Origin of the sequence: Xanthobacter luteus, assembly GCF_040049235.1 — a bacterium.
Classification (GTDB): domain Bacteria; phylum Pseudomonadota; class Alphaproteobacteria; order Rhizobiales; family Xanthobacteraceae; genus Xanthobacter.
Genome location: NZ_JBDZDO010000008.1, coordinates 19,785 through 40,329, shown reverse-complemented (window position 1 = coordinate 40,329; position 20,545 = coordinate 19,785). Strand labels below are relative to the sequence as shown.

At 65.0% G+C, this 20,545-nt stretch carries 24 protein-coding genes and 3 pseudogenes; 15 read left to right on the top strand and 12 right to left on the bottom strand.

The annotated features are described in order from the left end of the window. Positions 1-3 precede the first annotated feature (3 nt). The gene (locus ABLE88_RS21115) at positions 4-669 is read left to right on the top strand and encodes a transglutaminase-like cysteine peptidase (RefSeq protein WP_348833758.1); all 666 of its coding nucleotides are present in this window, start codon (positions 4-6) and stop codon (positions 667-669) included. Between the two features lie 28 nt (positions 670-697). On the opposite strand, the gene ABLE88_RS21110 is transcribed toward ABLE88_RS21115, so the two are convergent. The 4 genes from ABLE88_RS21110 to ABLE88_RS21095 form a co-directional block, all read right to left on the bottom strand. After that, entirely contained in the window at positions 698-1,228 is a 531-nt protein-coding gene (locus ABLE88_RS21110) for a gamma carbonic anhydrase family protein (RefSeq protein WP_348833757.1), read from the bottom strand. Between the two features lie 863 nt (positions 1,229-2,091). Then, positions 2,092-3,393 carry an RsmB/NOP family class I SAM-dependent RNA methyltransferase gene (locus ABLE88_RS21105; RefSeq protein WP_348833756.1) on the bottom strand — a complete coding sequence of 434 codons (1,302 nt, stop codon included), beginning with the start codon at positions 3,391-3,393 and terminating at the stop codon, positions 2,092-2,094. Then, entirely contained in the window at positions 3,390-4,073 is a 684-nt protein-coding gene (locus tag ABLE88_RS21100) for a 5'-methylthioadenosine/S-adenosylhomocysteine nucleosidase (RefSeq protein ID WP_348833755.1), read from the bottom strand. The genes ABLE88_RS21105 and ABLE88_RS21100 overlap by 4 nt, the downstream gene beginning before the upstream one ends. Before the next feature lie 72 nt (positions 4,074-4,145). After that, positions 4,146-4,490: a hypothetical protein gene (locus ABLE88_RS21095; RefSeq protein WP_348833753.1), complete on the bottom strand. Its 345-nt coding sequence runs from the start codon at positions 4,488-4,490 to the stop codon at positions 4,146-4,148. Positions 4,491-4,782: 292 nt separating this feature from the next. Between ABLE88_RS21095 and ABLE88_RS21090 the strand changes: the two genes are divergently transcribed. From ABLE88_RS21090 to ABLE88_RS21080, 3 genes are all read left to right on the top strand, one after another. After that, positions 4,783-5,007: a hypothetical protein gene (locus ABLE88_RS21090; RefSeq protein ID WP_348833752.1), complete on the top strand. Its 225-nt coding sequence runs from the start codon at positions 4,783-4,785 to the stop codon at positions 5,005-5,007. An 83-nt stretch (positions 5,008-5,090) separates the two neighbouring features. Next, positions 5,091-6,656: a glutamine-hydrolyzing GMP synthase gene (gene guaA / locus ABLE88_RS21085; protein ID WP_348833751.1), complete on the top strand. Its 1,566-nt coding sequence runs from the start codon at positions 5,091-5,093 to the stop codon at positions 6,654-6,656. 292 nt (positions 6,657-6,948) lie between these two features. Beyond that, the gene (locus ABLE88_RS21080; RefSeq protein WP_348833988.1) at positions 6,949-7,293 is read left to right on the top strand and encodes an Arm DNA-binding domain-containing protein; all 345 of its coding nucleotides are present in this window, start codon (positions 6,949-6,951) and stop codon (positions 7,291-7,293) included. Here ABLE88_RS21080 and ABLE88_RS21075 read toward each other — a convergent pair. The 4 genes from ABLE88_RS21075 to ABLE88_RS21060 form a co-directional block, all read right to left on the bottom strand. Beyond that, complete coding sequence (locus ABLE88_RS21075) at positions 7,219-7,476, bottom strand: TfoX/Sxy family DNA transformation protein (protein ID WP_348833750.1); 258 nt, start codon at positions 7,474-7,476, stop codon at positions 7,219-7,221. The genes ABLE88_RS21080 and ABLE88_RS21075 overlap by 75 nt on opposite strands. Further along, on the bottom strand, positions 7,473-8,162 hold the full coding sequence (locus ABLE88_RS21070; protein ID WP_348833749.1) for a helix-turn-helix transcriptional regulator: 690 nt from the start codon (positions 8,160-8,162) through the stop codon (positions 7,473-7,475). Before ABLE88_RS21070 ends, ABLE88_RS21075 begins: the two co-directional genes overlap by 4 nt. Before the next feature lie 7 nt (positions 8,163-8,169). After that, positions 8,170-8,472, bottom strand: coding sequence for an ABM domain-containing protein (locus tag ABLE88_RS21065; protein ID WP_348833748.1), 303 nt, complete (start codon positions 8,470-8,472; stop codon positions 8,170-8,172). A 100-nt stretch (positions 8,473-8,572) separates the two neighbouring features. After that, complete coding sequence (locus ABLE88_RS21060; RefSeq protein ID WP_348833746.1) at positions 8,573-9,358, bottom strand: HAD-IIB family hydrolase; 786 nt, start codon at positions 9,356-9,358, stop codon at positions 8,573-8,575. Between the two features lie 72 nt (positions 9,359-9,430). On the opposite strand from ABLE88_RS21060, the gene ABLE88_RS21055 reads away from it, so the two are divergent. The 6 genes and pseudogenes from ABLE88_RS21055 (at position 9,431) to ABLE88_RS21030 (ending at position 13,112) form a co-directional block, all read left to right on the top strand. Continuing rightward, the gene (locus ABLE88_RS21055; protein ID WP_348833745.1) at positions 9,431-9,946 is read left to right on the top strand and encodes a winged helix-turn-helix transcriptional regulator; all 516 of its coding nucleotides are present in this window, start codon (positions 9,431-9,433) and stop codon (positions 9,944-9,946) included. A 9-nt stretch (positions 9,947-9,955) separates the two neighbouring features. Then, a pseudogene (fabF, locus tag ABLE88_RS21050) lies at positions 9,956-11,214 on the top strand (beta-ketoacyl-ACP synthase II). Between the two features lie 60 nt (positions 11,215-11,274). After that, on the top strand, positions 11,275-11,526 hold the full coding sequence (locus ABLE88_RS21045; protein ID WP_348833744.1) for a tautomerase family protein: 252 nt from the start codon (positions 11,275-11,277) through the stop codon (positions 11,524-11,526). Continuing rightward, the gene (locus tag ABLE88_RS21040) at positions 11,516-12,079 is read left to right on the top strand and encodes a PaaI family thioesterase (protein WP_348833743.1); all 564 of its coding nucleotides are present in this window, start codon (positions 11,516-11,518) and stop codon (positions 12,077-12,079) included. Before ABLE88_RS21045 ends, ABLE88_RS21040 begins: the two co-directional genes overlap by 11 nt. Continuing rightward, positions 12,076-12,615: an ester cyclase gene (locus tag ABLE88_RS21035; protein WP_348833742.1), complete on the top strand. Its 540-nt coding sequence runs from the start codon at positions 12,076-12,078 to the stop codon at positions 12,613-12,615. The genes ABLE88_RS21040 and ABLE88_RS21035 overlap by 4 nt, the downstream gene beginning before the upstream one ends. A gap of 41 nt (positions 12,616-12,656) precedes the next feature. Further along, entirely contained in the window at positions 12,657-13,112 is a 456-nt protein-coding gene (locus ABLE88_RS21030) for a carboxymuconolactone decarboxylase family protein (protein WP_348833741.1), read from the top strand. 121 nt (positions 13,113-13,233) lie between these two features. Here the strand turns inward: ABLE88_RS21030 and ABLE88_RS21025 are convergent, their stop codons facing one another. Then, entirely contained in the window at positions 13,234-13,872 is a 639-nt protein-coding gene (locus ABLE88_RS21025; protein ID WP_348833739.1) for a TetR/AcrR family transcriptional regulator, read from the bottom strand. Positions 13,873-13,958: 86 nt separating this feature from the next. Here ABLE88_RS21025 and ABLE88_RS21020 point away from each other — a divergent pair, with 86 nt between their 5' ends. The 3 genes from ABLE88_RS21020 (at position 13,959) to ABLE88_RS21010 (ending at position 16,270) form a co-directional block, all read left to right on the top strand. Next, complete coding sequence (locus ABLE88_RS21020; protein WP_348833738.1) at positions 13,959-15,002, top strand: zinc-dependent alcohol dehydrogenase family protein; 1,044 nt, start codon at positions 13,959-13,961, stop codon at positions 15,000-15,002. A 197-nt stretch (positions 15,003-15,199) separates the two neighbouring features. Further along, positions 15,200-15,814 (top strand): alpha/beta fold hydrolase, encoded by a 615-nt coding sequence (locus ABLE88_RS21015; protein WP_348833987.1) that lies wholly within the window; start codon positions 15,200-15,202, stop codon positions 15,812-15,814. Positions 15,815-15,937: 123 nt separating this feature from the next. Further along, positions 15,938-16,270, top strand: a complete 333-nt coding sequence (locus ABLE88_RS21010) for a putative quinol monooxygenase (RefSeq protein WP_348833737.1) — start codon at positions 15,938-15,940, stop codon at positions 16,268-16,270. A gap of 80 nt (positions 16,271-16,350) precedes the next feature. On the opposite strand, the gene ABLE88_RS21005 is transcribed toward ABLE88_RS21010, so the two are convergent. After that, a complete protein-coding gene (locus ABLE88_RS21005) occupies positions 16,351-16,821 on the bottom strand; it encodes a winged helix-turn-helix transcriptional regulator (RefSeq protein WP_348833736.1) in 471 nt (156 codons plus the stop codon). Positions 16,822-16,999: 178 nt separating this feature from the next. Between ABLE88_RS21005 and ABLE88_RS21000 the strand changes: the two genes are divergently transcribed. Together ABLE88_RS21000 and ABLE88_RS20995 are read left to right on the top strand one after the other, a co-directional pair. Then, complete coding sequence (locus ABLE88_RS21000; protein WP_348833735.1) at positions 17,000-17,920, top strand: alpha/beta fold hydrolase; 921 nt, start codon at positions 17,000-17,002, stop codon at positions 17,918-17,920. Between the two features lie 122 nt (positions 17,921-18,042). Further along, positions 18,043-19,335, top strand: a complete 1,293-nt coding sequence (locus ABLE88_RS20995) for an MFS transporter (protein WP_348833734.1) — start codon at positions 18,043-18,045, stop codon at positions 19,333-19,335. On the opposite strand, the pseudogene ABLE88_RS20990 reads toward ABLE88_RS20995, so the two are convergent. Both ABLE88_RS20990 and ABLE88_RS20985 read right to left on the bottom strand, forming a co-directional pair. After that, positions 19,330-19,593 (bottom strand): annotated as a pseudogene (locus tag ABLE88_RS20990) (DUF7146 domain-containing protein); the annotation flags it as partial. The gene ABLE88_RS20995 and the pseudogene ABLE88_RS20990 sit on opposite strands and share 6 nt — an antisense overlap. Beyond that, positions 19,586-20,408: pseudogene (locus tag ABLE88_RS20985) on the bottom strand (DNA-binding protein); the annotation flags it as partial. The pseudogenes ABLE88_RS20985 and ABLE88_RS20990, both read right to left, overlap by 8 nt. Between the last annotated feature and the right edge of the window lie 137 nt (positions 20,409-20,545).

Sequence of the window (20,545 nt, the reverse complement as noted above, 5' to 3'; positions counted from 1 at the left end):
GCGATGCCCGAGCGCCTGGCACGATTTGTCCTGACCGCCCTCCTGCTGACGGTGGGGATCTGCGCCGCCGCGGCCCAGGAGCCGCGTCACGACCCGCGCCTGAGCCTTCGGGTCACCAGCCTCTCGCCCGCGGCCATTCCCGACCGTCTGCCGGAAGGCCACGGCAGCAGCGCGCCCATCGGCTACACCCGCTTCTGCGCCGAGAATGCCCACGAATGCGCGCCCTCCGGCCCGCTCGCCGCCATGGTGCGGCTCGACGCGCGCCGCCGCGCCGAGCTGGAGCGCGCCAACACCTCGGTGAACGCCGCCATCGAGCCCGCCACCGATCTCGAGCACTATGGCGAGACCGAACGCTGGACCTATCCCGATGACGGCCGCGGCGACTGCGAGGACTATGTGCTGGAAAAGCGCCGCCTGCTGCTCAATCTCGGCTGGCCCGCCTCGGTGCTCCTGATCACCGTGGTGCGCGACCAGAACGGCGACGGCCATGCGGTGCTGACGGTGGTGACCGAGCAGGGCGACCTGGTGCTCGACAACCAGGAGGAGAAGATCCTGCCCTGGAGCGAGACCGGCTACCGCTACGTGAAGCGCCAGTCCCAGGCGAACCCCGCGCGCTGGGTGTCGCTGGGGGACACCGGCGTGCCGCCGGTGGTGGGCGGCGGGCGCTGAGCGCGGCCGGAGCCGATCGCGCCCGCTTTCAGTCGATGCGCTTCAGCCCGGCCTTGTAGCGCTGGAAATTGTGCTGGTAGTGCTCCGCCGTGCGGGCGATGCGCGCCGCCATCTCGTCGTCGATGCGCCGGACCGCCTTGGCGGGCGCGCCGACGATCAGGGAATTCTCCTCGAACACCTTGCCCTCGGTGACGAGCGCATTCGAGCCGACCAAGCTGCGCGGGGCGATCACCGCGCCGTTGAGCAGCGTCGCGCCCATGCCGATGAGGCTCCCCTCCCCCACGGTGCAGCCATGCAGGATCGCCATGTGGCCCACGGTGACGCCGGCCGCCAGTGTGAGCGGGAAGCCGGGATCGGTGTGGAGCACGCAATTTTCCTGGATGTTCGAGCCCGCGCCCACGACGATCGGCTCGTTGTCGCCGCGCAGCACCGAGCCGAACCACACGCTCGCGCCCTCCTTCAGGATCACGCGGCCGATCAGCACCGCGTCGGGCGCGATCCAGTAATTGCCGGAGGCCGGAAGCTCGGGGCTGACACCGTCGAGTGAATAGAGCGGCATGGGTGGTCCTCTCTGGGGCCGTCAGGGCGGGGACGGGCGCTTCCGGCGCGCCCTGCTTTCCGCTTGCTACCGCCAATGCCGCCGCGCGGCTAGGCCCTGCCCGCATCCGCAGGCACGCGGCGCGCCCCGTCAGGCCGAGCGTGAGCTTCTCAGATGTAGGCCAATAGGGCTCGGACGAGGCTAGACGTAGAATGCCCAATAGCCGCCCACCACCGCCACTAGAAGGACGAAGATACGAAGGATGGCCATGTTCTGCTCCCATTGCGATGCTGCGGGCCTTGCCAAGCCGCGCCCGCACTGGGAGGATGACGCGCCCTGCGCCGTTTGGTTCGACCACTGGGGGATGTAAACGCAAGAGCGCTTCAAAGCCGCCACAACGGCGAGCAGTTGCCGAGCATGAAGAAAATCGGAATGCAAGCACCCATCGCAAATCCAAGGCTTACTATGCACAAAATCGTATCGTAAGGCATCAGCTTCGAATCTTCTGGGGACAATCCAAACGCATATCCATTTTTGTATCGCCAAGTGTTTTTCAGATTTGATCTTCTAATTTGATAAACAATTGTTAATTCAGTGTTTGAGATAGCGAACCAACACCAAGCTATCGTTATGGGTATTGTAAATAAAAATAGGAACGACCACACGCGAGTTCCATGTTTATCGATAATCCAAGCGGGACAATATGTGTCTTTCGAATCTATGAAATAAAAAATTGCGATTGTAACAACCGTAACTAGAACGCAAAATACTGCCGTTACGCGCATCAAAAAAAGATGCAGCCTTGGATTTAAATACGGATATGGATTTTTGTTTTCCATAGAACGCCAAATTATTTGTGCCAGATAAAATTTACTTGAGCAACATCACCCCTCCCGCTTCATCACGCTCACGAAGAACCCGTCCGTGCCGGTCCGGCGCGGCGTCATCAGGAGGCCCTCGCGGGTCGTCAGCGCCGCCGCGGCCAAACCCGGCCCCTGCGCGCCCAGCGCCAGCGCCGCCTCGGCCGGCGGGACGGGATGGAAGTCCTCGCGCTTGGCCAGCAGCGCGCGCACCTGGGCTCCGTTCTCCTCGTCGAGCAGCGAGCAGGTGACGTAAGCGAGCCGGCCGCCGGGCCGCACATAATGGGCCGCGTGCTCCAGGATCCTGGCCTGCTCGGCCTGGCGCTGGGCGAGCGCGCCCGGGCGCACGCGCCATTTGGCGTCGGGGTTGCGCCGCCAGGTGCCGGTGCCGGTGCAGGGCGCGTCCACCAGCACCAGGTCCATGCGCCCTTCGAGGTCGGACAGCACGTCCTCGGCCCCGCGCGGGCTGCGCACCTGGACATTGCGCACGCCGGCGCGCGCCATACGCTCGTGCAGCGGCTTCAGGCGGCGGATGTCCGCGTCGTAGGCGTAGATTTGGCCCTTATTGTCCATGAGCGCGGCAAGCTCGAGCGTCTTGCCGCCGGCGCCGGCGCACAAATCCAGCACCTGCCCGCCGGGCGCCGGCTGGGCGAGGATGGCGGCGATCTGCGAGCCCTCGTCCTGCACCTCCACCTCGCCCCTTAGGAAAGCGGGCTCGGCGGTCAGCGGCGGCGCCTTGCCCTCGGCGTCGAGCACGATGCGCAGCGCCAGCGGCGAGAAGCGGCCCGGCCCGGGATTGAGGTGGGCGAGCGCGGCGCGCGCCGTCTCGGGGTCGGCCTTCAGCGTGTTGACGCGCAGATCGAGCGGCGCGCGGGTGGCGAGCGCGCTTCCCTCGGCCACCGCCTCGGCGCCGAACACGTGCCGCAGCGAGGCGTGGAGCCACTGGGGATAGTCCCCCTGAACGAAAGGCGGGGCAGCCGCAAGGTCCGGGGCGGCGAGACGCGCGCCCTCCTCCTCCGTCAGGCGCGCGGGCGCGAAGCGCTCGCCCGAGCACAAAGCGGCGATGGCCGCAAGGTCGAACCCGCGCATCACGTGGAGCATGCCCAGCACCAGCGCCCGCGGCGCGTCCGACGCCATGACGTAGGCCGCGGAGGCGCGCCGGCGCAGCGTGTCGTAGACCAGGCCGGCGATGGCGGCGCGGTCGCCCGAACCGGCGAAGCGGTGGGACAGGCCCCAGTCCTTCAGCGCCTCCGAGGCGGGACGGTGGCGCGCGCCGATGTCGGCGAGCACCTCGATGGCGGCGGAAAGGCGGGCGGCGGGCGTCATCGGCCCGTCTCCGGGGCCGGCGCGTCCGCGGCCAGGGCGCCGAGCCCCCCGGCGGCCAGCTGGTCGGCCATGAGATCGAGCGCCGCGGCGAGCTTCTCGTCGATGACGTGCAGGTACTCGGCCCAGTCCTCGAAACGGGACAGCTCGCTGCGGCCGTCGGAGATGCCGCGCAGGCCGATCAGCGGCAGACCGTGGCGTCGGGCGGCGCGCAGCACCGCGAAGCTCTCCATGTCCACCATGTCCTGCGCGATCGCGTCATAGGCCGCGCCGGAGATGATGGCGCCGCCGGTGGAGAGCGAGGCCGACCGTACGCCCTTGATGCGGTGGGGCAGGTCGATCTCCGCCGGCTCGTCGAGAAACGGCGTGCGCCCCTTCTCGAAACCGAGCAGGGAGGCGTCCATGTCGCGATAGGCGATGCGCGCCACCTGGTAGACCTCGGCGTGCGCGAGCTTGCGCGAGCCCGCCGAGCCGAGCGTGACCACAAGGTCCGGCGCGGCGCCCCGATGCGCCAGCATGGCGAGCGCGCGGGTGGTCTCGACCGCCGCCTCGACCGGGCCGACGCCGGTGATCAGCGGCGCGATGCGCGCCTCCAGGTGCGGCCCGTATTCCTGGCGGGTCGCCATCACGAAGAGCACTTTGTGGCCGCCGACGGGGAGGATGTGGCGGGCGGGGTCGTCCATTGCAGTCACCTGAAGCGCGGCGGCGAAGCGGGGAGTCCTCTAGCGCCGCGCGGCTCCTGTCAATCGCCGCGCTCAGACGTTGAGCAGGATGGCGAGCGCGAACAGGCCCCACATGAGCGCCAGCACGGCGAGGCTCGCCACATCGACGCTCATGCGCATCCGCGCCGACGGCGACAGCACCTGGGGAAAGGCGGCGACGAGGCGCAGCGCCACGAACACGAAAGCGAGCACGACGAACACCACGTCGGCCTTGCGGGTGAACAGAGCGAGCACGGTCAGCGTGTAGAACAGGAGCGCCGCGAAGCCGGCCCGCACGCCGTCGGCGGTCACCTCGGCCGTGCGGATGCCCCGCAGCAGCACCGCGAGCACCAGCGCCACATGGATGAACAGGGGCAGAAGGATCATCTGGACCGTCATGGACCTCTCCTCGGGCGGGCGCGCCGCAGGCGCGGGCGCGGGCGTCGCCGCAAGCGCAACCGCGCTTGCGGCCTTTCGTTCCCGTCCGGGGGCGCACGGCCGGGCGGCAGGATCGCCGCCCCCTCCCCGCGCCGCAAGCCCGGCACCGGGATGCCGGGGCGGACGGTATCGGCCGTCGCGGCGGGCGGCGGCCGAGAACCAAACCGCGCATGGCGCGTTGTTCCCGAGCGCGGGCGCGACCCTGGGGCACCGCACGGTGCCAGGCTGGGCTTGGCTGCAATGGGAGCATCACATGGCGATTTTTCGCATCCTCGTCCTTCTCGTGGCGGTCGTGGGCGGCTATTGGGCGTTCTATGTCTATGGCTCGTCCGAGCCCTATGACGAGATCGGCACCGCCATCAATTCCCGGCTTCCGGACGATGCGCGCGCTTATTCCTGCGCCGAGCTGAAGAAGCGTCACGGCGCCACCGCGACGACGCCGCCGAACGGCTGCGAGCGGTTCTGGGCCGGCACCTGACCGGCGCCACCGCCGCTTTTGCTTTTCCCGGCTTTGCCGCTAAAGGAGGGCGCACGCTCCCTCCCCGCGCGAGGCCAAGTCCCATGTCCGCCACCGCCCCCTCACAGGAAACCGTGCTCATCGTCGATTTCGGCAGCCAGGTGACGCAGCTGATCGCCCGGCGCGTGCGCGAGGAGGGGGTCTATTCGGAGGTGGTGCCGTTCCAGAAGGCGCAGGAGGCCATCGCCCGCCTGAAGCCGAAGGCCATCATCCTCTCCGGCGGACCGGCCTCGGTGATCGAGGGCGAGAGCCCCAAGGCGCCGGAGGCGGCGTTCGCGGCCGGCGTGCCGGTGCTCGGCATCTGCTACGGCGAGCAGTGCATGGCGGCGCAATTGGGCGGGGCGGTGGAGGCGGGCCACCACCGCGAGTTCGGCCGCGCCGAGCTCACGGTGACCAAGGCGGTGCCGCTGTTCGAAGGCGTCTGGCGCGAGGGCGAGCGCCACACGGTGTGGATGAGCCATGGCGACCGGGTCACCCGGTTGCCCGACGGCTTCGAGGTGGTGGCGGTCTCCGACAATGCGCCGTTCGCCGCCATCGCCGACGTCGCGCGCCGATATTATGGCGTGCAGTTCCATCCCGAGGTGGTGCACACGCCGGACGGGGCGCGGCTTTTGTCCAATTTCGTGCGCAAGGTGGCCGGCCTCGAAGGCACCTGGACCATGGGCGCCTTCCGCGAGCGCGCCATCGCCCGCATCCGCGAGCAGGTGGGCGACGGGCGTGTGATCTGCGGCCTGTCGGGCGGGGTGGATTCCTCGGTGGCGGCGGTGCTGATCCACGAGGCCATCGGCGACCAGCTGACCTGCGTGTTCGTGGACCACGGGCTGATGCGCCAGGGCGAGGCGGACCAGGTGGTCTCCTTGTTCCGCGGCCACTACAACATCCCGCTCGTGCACGTGGACGCGGCCGACCTGTTCCTGAAGGAGCTGGCCGGCGTCGAGGACCCGGAGGCCAAGCGCAAGACCATCGGCCGCCTGTTCATCGACGTGTTCGAGGCCGAGGCGAAGAAGATCGGCGGCGCCGGCTTCCTCGCCCAGGGCACGCTCTATCCCGACGTGATCGAGAGCGTGTCGTTCGCCGGCGGGCCCTCGGTGACCATCAAGAGCCACCACAATGTGGGCGGCCTGCCCGAGCGCATGAACATGAAGCTGGTGGAGCCGCTGCGCGACCTGTTCAAGGACGAGGTGCGTGCGCTCGGCCGCGAGCTCGGCCTGCCGGAGAGCTTCGTCGGCCGCCACCCCTTCCCCGGCCCGGGCCTTGCCATCCGCTGTCCGGGCGCGGTGACGCAGGAGAAGCTCGAAGTCCTGCGCCAGGCGGACGCCATCTATCTGGAGGAGATCCGCTATGCCGGGCTCTACGATGTGATCTGGCAGGCCTTCGCGGTGCTTCTGCCGGTGCGCACGGTGGGCGTGATGGGCGACGGGCGCACCTACGACCACGTTCTGGCCTTGCGCGCCGTCACCTCGGTGGACGGCATGACCGCCGATTTCTACCCCTTCGACATGGCCTTCCTGGGCCGCACCGCGACACGCATCATCAACGAGGTGAAGGGCGTCAACCGCGTGGTCTACGACGTGACCAGCAAGCCGCCGGGAACCATCGAGTGGGAGTGATTTTTGCCCCATCCGAGGGCACCCAAAACGACGCCATGGCTCGCCATAACGCGCTGATAAATAATAAAAATATCTCTACATCTATCGCCAGCCATCGGTGGGCAGAGATCGGCCTTGACGGCCCGTGTGACGGGCCTTGCCCATGTTGATCGGTTCCGAAATCCAAAGTACCGTCAGGAAAGATGAGGTCCTTGACGGTACTTTTTTGATTTAAGTATTTGAAAAGACGCGTAGTTTTCCGCCAAGGCACGCCCAAAGCCGCATGACGGTACTTTTTGGAGGTGGCGCGGAAATGTTGACTGGTGCTGCGCTCAAGGCCCTGAAGCCGCAGAGCAAGATGTACAAGGTTTCGGATCGGGACGGCATGTACGTCCGCGCCATGCCCTCGGGAGCGATCTCGTTTCGCCTCGACTATCGCTTGAATCTTCCGTCGACTAGGAATGAGGAGATAGAAGGCGATAGGTCCAGAAAGATGAAGGCTTCAAATCGACCCAGCGGAAGATATCGGGCCGTGGCGTGCAAATCGGACGGTCGTCCTCTCCTTCAACCCGGGCCTTCTGCCCTACGGCCGACGTGCCGCTCTGCGCAGATCGTCCCTTACTGCCGGCTCGAGGGAACGCCAGTCGCAGTCGCGTAGCGCTGCCTCCATGGCATAAAGCGCGACGAGCGTGACGTGCCGGCCGAAACGGAATTTGAGCCGATGATAAGCCTCGACCGCGCCCAGCCTCCGCAGCGCATCTTCGCTACCGATATCGACCTCGGCGAGCATCCGCGCCGTCGCAGGACCGAGATTGCGCATCTCCGCGATCGGCCGGCTCAAGAGGTTCCCTCCCGAGCCCGCAGTCGCGCCAGGTAATCCTGGTAGGTCTTGCCGACCTCCGAACGAAAGGTGCCGCCACTCGGTGAAACGGCCTCGATTCGATCTGCGCGGAACACACGGAAGTCTGACCGTGCCTCACACCAGGCGGTAAGAGTCCAGGCCTGACCCCAGAATTCGAGATGGAGCGGCCTGACGGTTCTGTCCGACAGCACCCCGTCGAGCCGATGGTAAGTCATGGCGAGCACGGCGCGCGCCTTGATGGCATCGCGCAGGATCGGCAGAAAGCGCTGAGGACCGGCCGGAGCCGGCGCGAGCACGCTGACGGCGCTGGCATGGTCTGCGCCTCTCTGCGACGTGGGCGCAACCGCGTCGATCTTGGTCTTCAACCGCGCGGCTGCGTCCGATAGCGCGGGGTCTCCCATGCGCGAGACGAGCTCGACGCCGAGGTGCAGGGCCTCCAGCTCCGCGGTGCTGAGCGCGAGCGGCGGCAGGAAGATGGGTTCGCGCAGGATGTATCCCACCCCGCGCTCGCCCTCGATCGGTACGCCGGATGCCACGAGCGTGCCGATGTCGCGATAGACGGTTCGAAGCGACGTCTCCAGCCGCTCGGCGAGTTCGCGTCCGCGCCAGAACCGGCCGTCTCGAAAGAGCTGCAACAGTTCGAAGAGACGGTCGGTCCGGCGCATCGGTCGCTCATTCCGCCGTCAGCATCAGCCTGTTGTGTCCCATGACGGCGGATGACGCGTCGATCGCGGCGATGAACGCTCCGAGCGCAGGAACCTTCATGAAGGCGCCCGCCGCCGCGCGCGCCGCTTCAATGTCAGTCCACTCCACATGGTCGATCCAGACGCCATCGCCACCCATCGACAGGTGCCGCCGGACAAAACCCTGGCGTGATTTCAGAAACTGGCTTGCCTTCTCCGCCTCCACGAGAAATTCCTCTTCGGAAGAGCCGGCATTGAGCCTGAAATGAACGATCTCGATAATGCCTGCCATGGTCGCCTCGCGATGTTTGAACGATTGCGGGCGACACGCTAGTGCCGGGCAACTGCCAAGTGTCTGTCAGTTGGAGGCATGACTCGTGGGTAGCCCCCTGTTACTTCGCCATTCTCGCCCGCAAGACCGTCTCGGCGGCCTCCACGAAGCCGTCGCCTCCGGGGCCTTCGGTGATCCAGTTGGGCGGCGTCGGAATCTGCGGCAGATCGCGCACGACGGTGCTGACTCCCACCGTGTGGCGGAAGAAGCCGAACATGGGAGCATCGTTGATCGAATCGCCCACATAGAGCACCGCGTCGCCCGCCGCGTCGATATCGACGTCGTAGCGCTCGGCGAGTACACGGCGGGCCATCGCGAGCTTGTCATAGCCGCCGAGCCAGCCGAGGACCCACAGATTGTTGTCCGTTGCATCGGCGCCGGCCGCACGCAGCGCAGACGCGATCGCCAAGCGAGCATCGATCTCCTGGGGACGGGCGAACGCGATGCTGGTCAGCCGGAAGGGCTGGTCGTCGGCGAACGTAGCCGAGGGCACGGCCTCGCGCACCTGACGGGCGATCTCGTCGAGCCGGGTCACTATCGCCTGCCTGTCGACCTCGCCGTGCCAGAAGGTGCGGACGAGGCCATGGCCTTCGGCTCGCTCGAAGAAGAAGCCGCCATTCTCACCGATCACGCCATCCACCGGCCACATGCGGGCCATCTGATCGCACCACCCGGCGGGAGCCGCGGTAACAGGAATTACCGTCACGCCCGCCCTCTGCAGGCGTTCGAGCGCGTCATAGGTGCGGGCGCTGAGACGGCCCCGGTAGGTGAGGGTCTCGTCCATGTCGGTCAGGACGAAGCGGACGCTGCGAAGCTCCGAGATCTCGGCTCCGGCTAAAGGCCTCAAGGCATTCTCCGATCGGAAGGAGTTCGATTTGTCAGTTGCGTTTTGATATTAACTACGGTAGTCGATATCAAAATGCAACCTAAGGCGCGTTCCATCACCGAATGTCCCGCCGCCCGCGCGCTCGAGTGCGTTGGTGAGTGGTGGAGCATTCTGATCCTGCGCGATGCTTTCCAGGGCTTCACGCGCTTCGACGAGTTCAAGGCGAGCCTGGGGATTGCGCCGAACATTCTGTCAAGGCGCCTTGCGCACCTGACCGAGGCGGGGCTGTTCGAGCGGCGCCTCTACAGCGAGAAGCCGCCGCGTCACGAATACGTGCTGACTGAGAAGGGGCGTGATTTCTTCCCCGTTGTGGTGGCGCTGTTCGCCTGGGGCAACAGGCACCTTGCGCCCGAAGGCGAGGCGGTTCTGCTCGCCGGGCGCGACACGGTGCGTCCGCTCGATCCGCTCTTGGTCGATGCGGAAAGCCTCGCGCCGATCACGACCGCCAATGTTGCCCTCGTCGCCGGTCCGCGCGCCAGCCAGGCCATGCGCAAGCGCCTCGATTCGATCCGGGCGCTGCGTCCCGGCAGTTTCCCTTACGAAAGTTAGGTGGTGGCGATGCGCAGGGTGGTTGTCACGGGTCTCGGTGCGGTTTCGCCGCTAGGCTGTGGCGCCGAACTCGCCTGGTCGCGCCTGCTGGCCGGCTGCTCCGGCTTGCGCGCACTGCCGGAATGGGCGGCGAACCTTTCGGCGAAGGTCGCCGGGCTCGTGCCCGGCAAGGCGGAGGATGCGGATGGCGGCTTCGACCCCGACATCGCCGCACCCCCGAAAGATCAGCGCAAGATGGACCGCTTCATCCTGTTCGCGCTGGTCGCGGCGGCCGAGGCGGTCGCCCAAGCCGGATGGACACCGGCTGATGCACATGCGGCCGAGCGCACCGCGACCGTCATCGCGTCGGGCATCGGCGGCTTTCCCGCCATTGTCGAGGCGGTGCGAACCACGGACCAGCGCGGCGTCCGCCGTCTCTCGCCCTTCACCATACCGTCCTTCCTCGCCAATCTCGCCGCCGGCCACATCACCATCCGGCACGGCTTCAAGGGACCGATCGGCACGCCCGTCACCGCATGCGCCGCAAGCGTGCAGGCCATCGGCGACGCGGCGCGCCTGATCCGCTCCGGCGAGGCCGACATCGCGGTCTGCGGCGGGGCGGAAGCCTGCATCGACCTCGTCAGCCTCGGTGGCTTCGCCGCCGCACGGGCGCTTTCGACCGGCTTCAATGATGCGCCCGTGCGCGCGTCCCGGCCGTTCGACAGGGATCGCGATGGCTTCGTCATGGGCGAGGGCGCCGGCATCCTTGTCATCGAGGATCTGGAGCATGCGCGCGCGGCGCAAAACCGATCGCGGAGATCGTCGGCTACGGCACGACGGCCGACGCCTACCACATCACCTCCGGACCGGAGGACGGCGAGGGTGCGGCCCGTGCTATGGAAGCTGCGCTGCGACAGGCCGGCCTGGCGCCGCGCGAGGTGCAGCATCTCAACGCTCATTCGGCCTCGACGCCGGTCGGTGACCTCGGTGAACTCGCCGCCATCAGGGCGGTGTTCGGTGGCGAGGGCAAGATCGCGGTGAGCGCCACGAAGTCGGCGACCGGCCATTTGCTCGGCGCCGCCGGCGGGCTCGAAGCGATCTTCACCATCCTCGCGCTGCGCGATCAGATCGCACCGCCGACCCTCAATCTCGAGAATCCTGATGCGGCCGCCGAGGGTATCGATCTTGTTTCAGGCAAGACCAGACCGATGGCGATGGAATACGCGATTTCGAACGGCTTCGGCTTTGGCGGCGTCAATGCCAGCATCATCCTGCGGCGATGGGCGTGATCAATTGCGTCCTTGGAGCTGCTAGCGGAACTCAAGAACTCTTAGAGAGCGAGACCTCATATGCCTGTAATCACCGTTCGGATTGGAAAGGGACGCCCCATCGAGACGAAACGAGCCGCGGTTCAAGCCATCACCGATGCTGTGGTCTCGGCGCTTGGCGTGCGGCGCGAGTGGGTGACGATATTGTTCGATGAATACGACCGTGAGAATTGGGCAACGGGCGGAGAATTGCACGTCGACAAGTTCGGTCCGGGTTTTGGAGCTGCCGGCACCGCGACAGATGCCTCCGACGGAGGGGCACATGAGCAATGAGCAGATTCAATCCGACACGCGCATCGGCGTGGTGCCGCCTGATATACTGAGTTCGTTGAGCGGCCTCGAGTTTCTTCAGCGGATCGCCGATGGGCGCCTTCCGGCTCCACCGATCGCCGAACTGCTCGGCTTCGAGCCGAAGGAGGTCGAGAAGGGACGGGCTGTGTTCGTATCGACACCGGATTCCCGCCTCTACAATCCGATCGGCTCCGTGCATGGCGGATACGCTGCAACGCTGCTCGACTCCTGCATGGCCTGCGCGGTCCACTCGATGCTCAAAGCCGGTCAAGGCTATACGACCGTCGAACTCAAGGTGAACTTCGTGCGTCCGCTCTCCGCTGATACTGGCGAGATCCAGGCGGAGGGCAAAGTCATCCAGGTCGGCAGGCAGATCGCTTCCGCCGAGGGACGCCTGACCGACGCGCGCGGGAGGCTTCTGGCACACGCGACCACGACATGCCTGGTGTTCAGCTTTCCCGCTTCACACGGGGTGGGCACGGTGCCCGATGACGCCAAACCCAGTATGGCGGCAGACCCTCACGAGGGCGCATGAGCAAGCACGCGATCGAGACCGCCGTAGATATCGACGCGCCGGTCGAGCACGTGTGGCGAATGCTGACGGATTTCGCCGGCTATCAGCAATGGGGCGATTACATGCCGAACGATGTTGAGCCTTCGAGGCGAGCGGAGGAACTGGCGGCAGCGTTCCTGTCGCGGGTCTGGAATGGGACAAGCAATGATCTTAGCGCGATCGACCAGTTGATGGCGGAAGATTATCAAATTCACTCTGCCATGAAGACGGTCAGCGGACGTGACGCCTTCCGACAGTGGGTAAGCGATTTTCAAAACGTGCTGACGAACGCGCGCAACGACATCCTCGAAGTCTTCGCCAATGCAGCCGGCGACCGCGTGGTTGCGCGGTGGATATGCTCGGGCCTCAACAACGGGATGTTCGGGCTTCCCGCCGATGGGCGCCCCGTCAGGTTCTCGGGGATCGCCATCTGGCGTGTCGAGAACGAGCGGCTCGCGGAATGCTGGATAGAACGCGCGGGTCTTGAGGCCTATCGGGATCTGACGTCCACGAGGTGACAGGGCACGCCAGCAAACAAAAGTCATTCGAGAGAAGAACAATGGTCAAGCGCCTCGACTACAGCCACGTCGCCCCGGACGGTTCAAAAGCACTGGGCGACGTTTACGCCTATGTGATGCGGAGCGGCCTGCAGGCCGAGCTGATCGAGCTTGTATACTTGCGTATTTCGCAGATCAACAATTGTGCCTATTGCCTCGACTTACACACCCGAGATCTCATCAAGAAGGGTGTCAAGATTGAGAAGCTCGCGTTGGTGCAGGCTTGGGCGGAGGCAGGTCCGCTCTTCAGCGATCGTGAGCGTGCGGCACTTGCCTGGGCCGAGACCGTTACCCGCGTGGCAGATACCGGCGTGCCAGATGAGGCGTTCGCGGCCGCCGGAGAAGCTTTCGCAGAAAAAGAACTGGTCGACCTTACGATCGCAATCAGCCTCATGAATGCCTACAACCGGATGGCCATCAGCTTCCGCAACACACCGCAGGCAGTACTCGAGAAGTAGACCGAACGCACTCGGCCAAGGAGTTCATGCCTGACACAAGCCAGCCTATCACAAGCTTGCGTGACGGGATCAAGCACTACCCCGGCGAGCAGACGCTGCTGCAAACCGGGCCGATAGCCAATCAAGAATCTGAACGGCGGTCGGCGATCGCTGCGCCAGGCCAAGCGCTCAGCGCCGTCGTGGCGATGGCATCCAGCACATCGCGGTTGACGCCATCGCGCGCTTGGATCGACAGGCCCTGAACGACCGCCGCATAGAAGGCGGCCAGCGCCTCCGTGTCGGTCCCGGGCGCAAGCTCGCGTTCGATCACGGCGCGATCGAACCGCGCCTTGATCGCGGCGATCGTGGCAAATCTTCGCCTGGACAGGTCCGCTACCACCAGGGTGTGCTCGGGTGCACAGGTCACCGCGCCGCTGGCCAGCATGCAGCCCCGCGGCGCCGGCCCTTTGGTATAGACTGCCACTGACTCCTGCAGGATGCGCTCTACCGCCTGCCGCGCAGTCGGCTCCTCAGCCAGCGCACGGGCGGTGAATGAGCCATAGGACGCGCCGTAGCGGTCCAACGCCTCCTGATAGAGCCGCTCCTTGCTGCCAAACGCGGTGTAGAGGCTCGGCGGGGTCACGCCCATGGCTGCGGTGAGGTCGGCGACGGAGGTGCCCTCGTAGCCGTGCCGCCAGAAGAGCTGCAGCGCCGTCTCCAGCGCCTCGTCGCGGTCGAGTGCGCGCGGCCGCCCGCGGGGTCGCTTTTCGATATTTTTCATAGCGATCAATATAAAAATATCTTGACCAACGCGCAATCGCTTATTTAGCTAGCAGTCACTATTTTATTCCTCGCAAGGAGAAGGCCGTGACCAAAGCTGCCGTATTGCCATCAGCCACACACCGCGCCTACCGACTCGTTCCGACCGATAGTGGTAGCCGTCTCAATCAGGTCGAGGATGTGGCGCCGCTGCCTGGGCCTGGCGATGTACTGGTGAAGGTGGAAGCCGCGAGCCTCAACTACCGCGACCTGCTCGTCCTGCGCGGTCAGCTCGGAGCTGTGCGTGCAGGGCTGGTTCCGCTCTCCGACGGGGCAGGGCGGATCGTGGCGACGGGCAAGAACGTGACGCGCTGGCGCGAGGGGGATCGAGTGGCGCCGATCTTCTATCGGGACTGGGTCGCCGGTCCCTATCGCGAGGCATATGGGCCAGCGGCTCTCGGCGGTGGCGACACCGATGGTGTGCTCGCGGATCTGATCGCCGTTCCCGAAGCCTCGCTGGTGCGCATTCCCGACGAGCTGAGCCTTGAGGAGGCTGCGACCCTGCCGTGCGCCGCCCTGACCGCCTGGCAGGCGCTCATGGTTCGCGGCGGCATCGCGGCTGGCGACACACTTCTGGTTCAGGGAACCGGTGGCGTCGCGCTCTTCGGGCTGCAGATCGCGAGCGCCGTGGGGGCGAGGACGATCGTGCTGTCATCTTCCGACGAGAAGCGCGAGCGCGCTGAAGCGCTCGGAGCCTTCGCGACGGTGAACTATCGCAGCACGCCGGACTGGGACATCGCGGTGCGCGACCTGACCGAAGGCCTCGGCGTTTCGCACATCCTCGAGCTCGGCGGGCCGGACACGTTCGACCGTTCGCTGCGCGCGCTCGCGGCTTGGGGGCACATCGCCCAGATCGGTGTCTTCACCGGCTTCGGGCCGCGCTCGAACCTCATTCGTCTTCAGCAGATCAACGGAACCATCGATGGCATCAATGTCGGATCGGCCGAGCAGTTTGAGGCGATGAACGCCTTCCTCGTCGAGCATCGAATCAAGCCGGTCATCGACAGAAGCTTCGCGTTCGACGAGGCGGAGGCCGCCTACGACGAACTGGCGAGCGGTCGCCACTTCGGCAAGCTCGTCATCCACCTTTGAGGCTAGGGGGAAACACCGTGCCATTCGTAACGAACCACGGCGTCCAACTCGCATACGATGTTTCGGGCAGCGGTCCCGATCTCCTGCTCATTGCCGGGACATCGGCCGATCGGGGCCTCTGGGCACAGATCCGGCCAGCGCTCGACGAGAAGTTCAGGACCGTTGCATTCGACAATCGCGACTAGGGAGCAAGCAGCATCTCGCCGGGCGGCTATGGCGTAGGCGACCTGATGGTCGACGCGCGCGCCGTGCTCGACGCGGCGGGAAGCGATCGGCCTTATATCCTCGGCCACTCGCTCGGTGGCCTGATCGCGCGGGAATTCGCGCTGACGCACCCGAATCGGGTGGCTAGCCTGACACTGGCCAACAGTTGGGCGCGGCGCGACACCTATGTGACTTCCATTTTTGAATTGGCGCGAGATCTTTCGCAATCGATCGAGGATGAGGCGCTGCGTCTCCGGACCATCTACTATATGGCATTGGGGGCACCGATCCTACGAACCTACCCACTTGCTGGCATCGTCGAGCAGGTGCTCGCGGCAGGACCAGCTCAGCCTCGCGAGGCGGTTGCCCGCCAGTGGCAGATCGACCTCGACGCCGACACGCTCGACCGGCTTCCGGGGATCGGCGCGCCGACCCATGTCATCTGGTCGACAGGCGACAAGCTCCTTCCCGACCCACACGGCCGCGATCTCGTCCGAGGCATTCCGAGCACTGTTGAGACCGTGATGGTGGGGATCGGCCACGCGCCGATGATCGAGGATCCGGCAGCCTTCGTGGCTGCTGTCGTCGGCTTCCTCGACGGTCGATGAGACGCCGCGCCAAAGAGCGCGAATTGTTCCGCGGTTTCTGGTCCGGTCCACGGCTTCGGACAGCCACCGCGGGGGCACAGACAGGTACGCTTTTTGAGAGCGCAAAGGGACGGAGGTTCGGAAATGACACAGCTTGCCATCATCGGAACGATCATCGCTCAGTCGGGCAAACGAAAAGAAGTGCTTGAAGCCGTCCTTCGGCATCGCGCGCGCTGTTTGAAGGAAGAAGCGGGGATCGTCGCATTCGAGGTTCTGGTCCCGGTGGAGGACGACGGCAAGCTTATCCTGTACGAGCTCTATGCAGACGAGACGGCCTTGTCGGCGCACATGAATGGTAAGAGCCTCCTGACGCTTCAGGGAGAGGTGGCATCAAAGATCCTTGGCCTGACCGGCGTTCAATGCACGCTCAATGAGAACCTCGAGACTGCCGCTGAGCGTGCCTCGGCAATTCCGTAGGGCGTAGGCTTCTATACTTCCCTCACATAGCCTAGTTGCCATGGCGATTATGGCCGTCGCCGCACGAGACGGAGAAAGTCTCATCGCCAAGCATTTCCCACCGAACCCGACGGCGAGCGGATGACGGTATCTTCGGGCCCGAGAACCCGTCCGTCCTGGGATCGAAGCTCCAGTTTCCGCACCGGAAGGCCGCTCTTCCTATCGACCAGCAGGACATGAGACTCGTCAGGCTCAAAGAAGAAGTCCTCGCCCCACTGCCTGAGAGCGACGAGGAGCGGAAACAGGCCGCGTCCCTTTTCTGTCAGCACGTATTCCTGGTAGGGGCTGCCGTCGGACGCCGGGACGGTGTCCATGATGCCGTGGGCGACGAGGTTGCGCAGTCGCGCCGCGAGGATGTTCTTCGCAAGCCCTAGGTTCTTCTGAAACTCTCCGAACCGGCGCAGGCCATCGAAAGCATCTCGAACGATCAACAACGACCACCAGTCACCGATTGCATCCAGTGGCCTGGCAACGCCGCACATCGAGTCTTTATGACTGACTCGCTTGACCATCGTGACTTGCTCCCCGCGCTCGATCTCCCGCGTGCCCCTTCCCATCGAAATCGAGAAGATCGCGGTTTTCGCCAGATATAGTGGTTGCAAATTGAAACCTCAAGCGGTATCAACAAGCTTGGTTTTAACTTGAAACTCCGGACGCCTGCTTGCGCAGGCTCCGGGATGGGAGACATAGATGACCAGAGTCGATGCCACGTTCGGCAGCAGTTTCCCTTACGCGCCGCATTTCACCGATGCCCCCGGCTATCGCATGCACTATGTCGATGAGGGGCCCCGCGGAGCAGCGGTCGTTCTCTGCCTGCACGGTGAGCCCACCTGGGGCTACCTGTTCCGCCACCTGATTCCCGTGTTGAGCGCAACACACCGCGTCGTCGTCCCGGACCATATGGGCTTCGGCAAAAGCGATACGCCGCCGGACCGGTCGTACTGGTTGCAGGATCACATCGACAATCTGGAGCGCTTCGTTCTTTCGCTCGATCTGAACGACATCACCCTCGTGATGCATGACTTTGGCGGCCCTGTCGGCATGGGGCTCGCCGCCCGCCATCCCAATCGCATTCAACGCGTGATCTCGACCAACGGGCCGACCCCGTTTGGCCAGGTTGATCTTGACGAACGAGTCACGGCGAATGCCGGCGTGTCGCCGTGGTTCCAATGGATCGCGAAGGCGGAAGCGGACGGCAGTCTCGAACCGGTCCTGGGACAGCTCGGCTTCAGTATCCTGAGCACGCTGAAGCTCAACGGTTTCGAAGACAACACGCTGATCACGGACACCTGGCTCGATGCCTATCGCTCGCCTTTCGCAAGTCCTGCCGAGTGTCTCGGCGCAATCGGCTGGGCCAAGGGCTTTGCTACCGGAGCGCACCGGTTCGAGACGCCCGACGCGGCCGCTGACCGGGCAATCCGTTCCAGACCCGCCATAGCCATTTGGGGTGAGGCAGACCGGACGCTCCACGCCGAGCATTTTCTGCCGCTCTTCACTCAGATCTTTCCATCAGCGCCTATACAGCGTTTGGCCGGCGTGGGTCACTACTGCCTCGAAGACGCCCCAGACAAAGTCGGCAGGCTGATCGCGGATTTCATCCGGCAGACCTGAGCGCGGCAACCTCTGTTCCCCCGGTGTCGGTGGACGATCTCTGAGTGTCGATGGGTCAGGCAAACGGAACCGGTGCCACGCCCAATATGGTTGCAGATTAAAACCATAAGACTGGATTTGACATGCAAATTGGAAGCGAGGTCGTTGCCGATGGCGACAAGCAGGGGAGGAGCATCCCTCTTGGCCCAGTGGCGGACGACGTCAACACCACGGCCGCGCTGTCCGGACCGGGAGCATTGTTGTTCGCCGTCGCCTGCGGATTGGCCGTCGCCAACGTCTACTATGCCCAGCCCTTGCTCGACACGATGGCAGATGAGTTTGGGATCAGCCATGCAGCGGTCGGGCTCGTCATCACGATCACACAGATTGGTTATGGGCTCGGGCTGCTCTTGGTGGTCCCGCTCGGGGATCTCTTGGATCGGCGACGTCTGATCCTGGGCCAATCGCTACTATCCATAGGGGCACTTCTCGTAGTCTCTGCGGCGCCATCCGGCCTGGTCCTGCTCACCGGCATGGCCGCGCTTGGACTGCTTGCCGTCGTAACTCAGGTGCTCGTCGCCTATGCCGCCGCGCTCGCGCCCCACGCCGAGCGCGGTCGCGTGGTCGGCATCGTCACAAGCGGCATCATTGTCGGTATCCTCCTTGCCCGGACAATTTCGGGAACCTTGTCGGATCTGTTTGGTTGGCGCTCTGTCTACATCGTCTCTGCCGTGGCGACGCTCGTTATCGTGACGATGCTCGCAAAATTCCTGCCTCGGCAGGAAAAGCGCCCCGCCCGCATGGCCTATCCAAGGCTCATCGGGACGGTGTTCATGCTGTTTGTTCAAGAACCAGTGCTGCGTATCCGCGCGATCCTGGCGCTTCTCATCTTCACCGCCATCACGATTCTATGGACCCCCATGGTCCTGCCGCTGAGCGCGCCGCCCTTTTCGCTGTCTCACACCGAAGTTGGCCTGTTCGGACTCGCCGGCGCCATGGGCGCGATCGGCGCCGCGCGGGCTGGGCGGCTCGCCGACCGAGGACACGCACAGCGTACTACTGGCATTGCGCTTGGGATCATGCTTGCCTCGTGGTTGCCGATCGGGCTGCTACCTCATTCGTTGTGGGGACTGATCGTCGGCGTTGTCACGATAGATTTTGCGCTCCAGTCGGTGCATGTCGCCAATCAGAGCTTGATTTACCGCGTGCGGCCTGAAGCCCGCAGCCGGCTCACGGCCGGCTACATGATATTCTATTCAATCGGCTGCGCCGCAGGCTCGATCAGCTCGACTCTCGTCTACGCTCGAGCAGAGTGGACCGGCGTGTGTCTGCTGGGCGCGGCGATGAGTGCCGCCGCCTTCGTCTTCTGGGCAATGACTCGGCATCTCATGCCAGACTCGCCAGTCCCCGAGCTGTCTGCGTCGGGTGCCGATTGAGCTGCCGATCCACAACTTCATCGCCCGCCTCGGCGTGTCGATCGATGCCTTGTCGCGGCGGCGGGGATCGAGCCAGTTACGATGCGCCCCGGTGACGTTGCCGTCGAGGTCGGGGACGGCCGCGATCATCGCCGGCCAGGTCTCGGTCGGCGAATGCTCGTCGGGTCGATAGTAGCAGCGCGGGTGGAAATGCAGGCTTCCGGCTCCGCGTAAATCCGTAATGCCGCGTTCCCGTAGATACGCCTGTACGAGTGTCCGAACCATAGTGGTAGAAGGTCTTGAGCGTCAGGACGCGCATCGCCGCGACAAAAGCGATGTCAGGCCGTTCGCCGAGCGCCTGCCGCAGGCCGAGCGTGCGATGTGAGGTCAGCTCGGTCATCAGCCGGTCCGAGATGGGCGAGAGACCCTCGTCCTCGTCCGGATCGGTGGCGGGCTCGGCGGTGATAATGGTGTCGTGGCCGTCATAGCTCGCCGCCAAGGCGCCGTTCGCATCGCTATCCTCCACCGACCCGGGCTCCGCTTCCGCCGGCAGTTCGTCCTCGGGGCGGACATAGCCGCGCTCGACGCGAAGATGGCCGTCGGCGGCGATGCTGACGAAGGCGCCAGCGCGCGTGATCTCGCCGGCGTCGAACAGCACGAGACGGTTTTCGAAGCCCTCGATCGCCGTTTTCCAGCTCCGACAGCCGTTCGTCGACCTCGCCGGGCAGTTCGTCGGCGTCCTGATACTCGTCGGACAGCCGGTCCTGCTCGGCTTGTAGCGTGTCGCGGGTTGCTTCCTCCTCGGCCGTGAGCGCGACGGTCGCACCACGAAGCTGGCGCAAGCCGAAGGCATGGCCATAGGCGAAATTGGGGGCGACCCCGATCCACTTCCAGCCCTCGGCGGCGATCGCCTCGGACTCCACCTTCAGTTTCTCGGCCACCATCTGGTCGACCAGCGCGACATCCTGCAGCCAGCCGCCGTCGTCGCCCTGGAACAGGTCGCGTAGCACCGAGCCGCCCGCCGCCCCATAGGCGTCCTGGCCGATGAAGAGCACCCGCTTGTCGGCGGCCGGGGCCGCGCCCTCTGTTAGCATAATATTTGAATAATGGAATCGAGAGGAGGATCGTTGCCTGTAAAAACATTAAACAAGGACTCGCCACCATTCAGCGAGCGAGGCGCCTTCCGTGAAAGTAAGGGCTGTTTCGCTCTTCTGTGGCGCAGGCGGCTTTT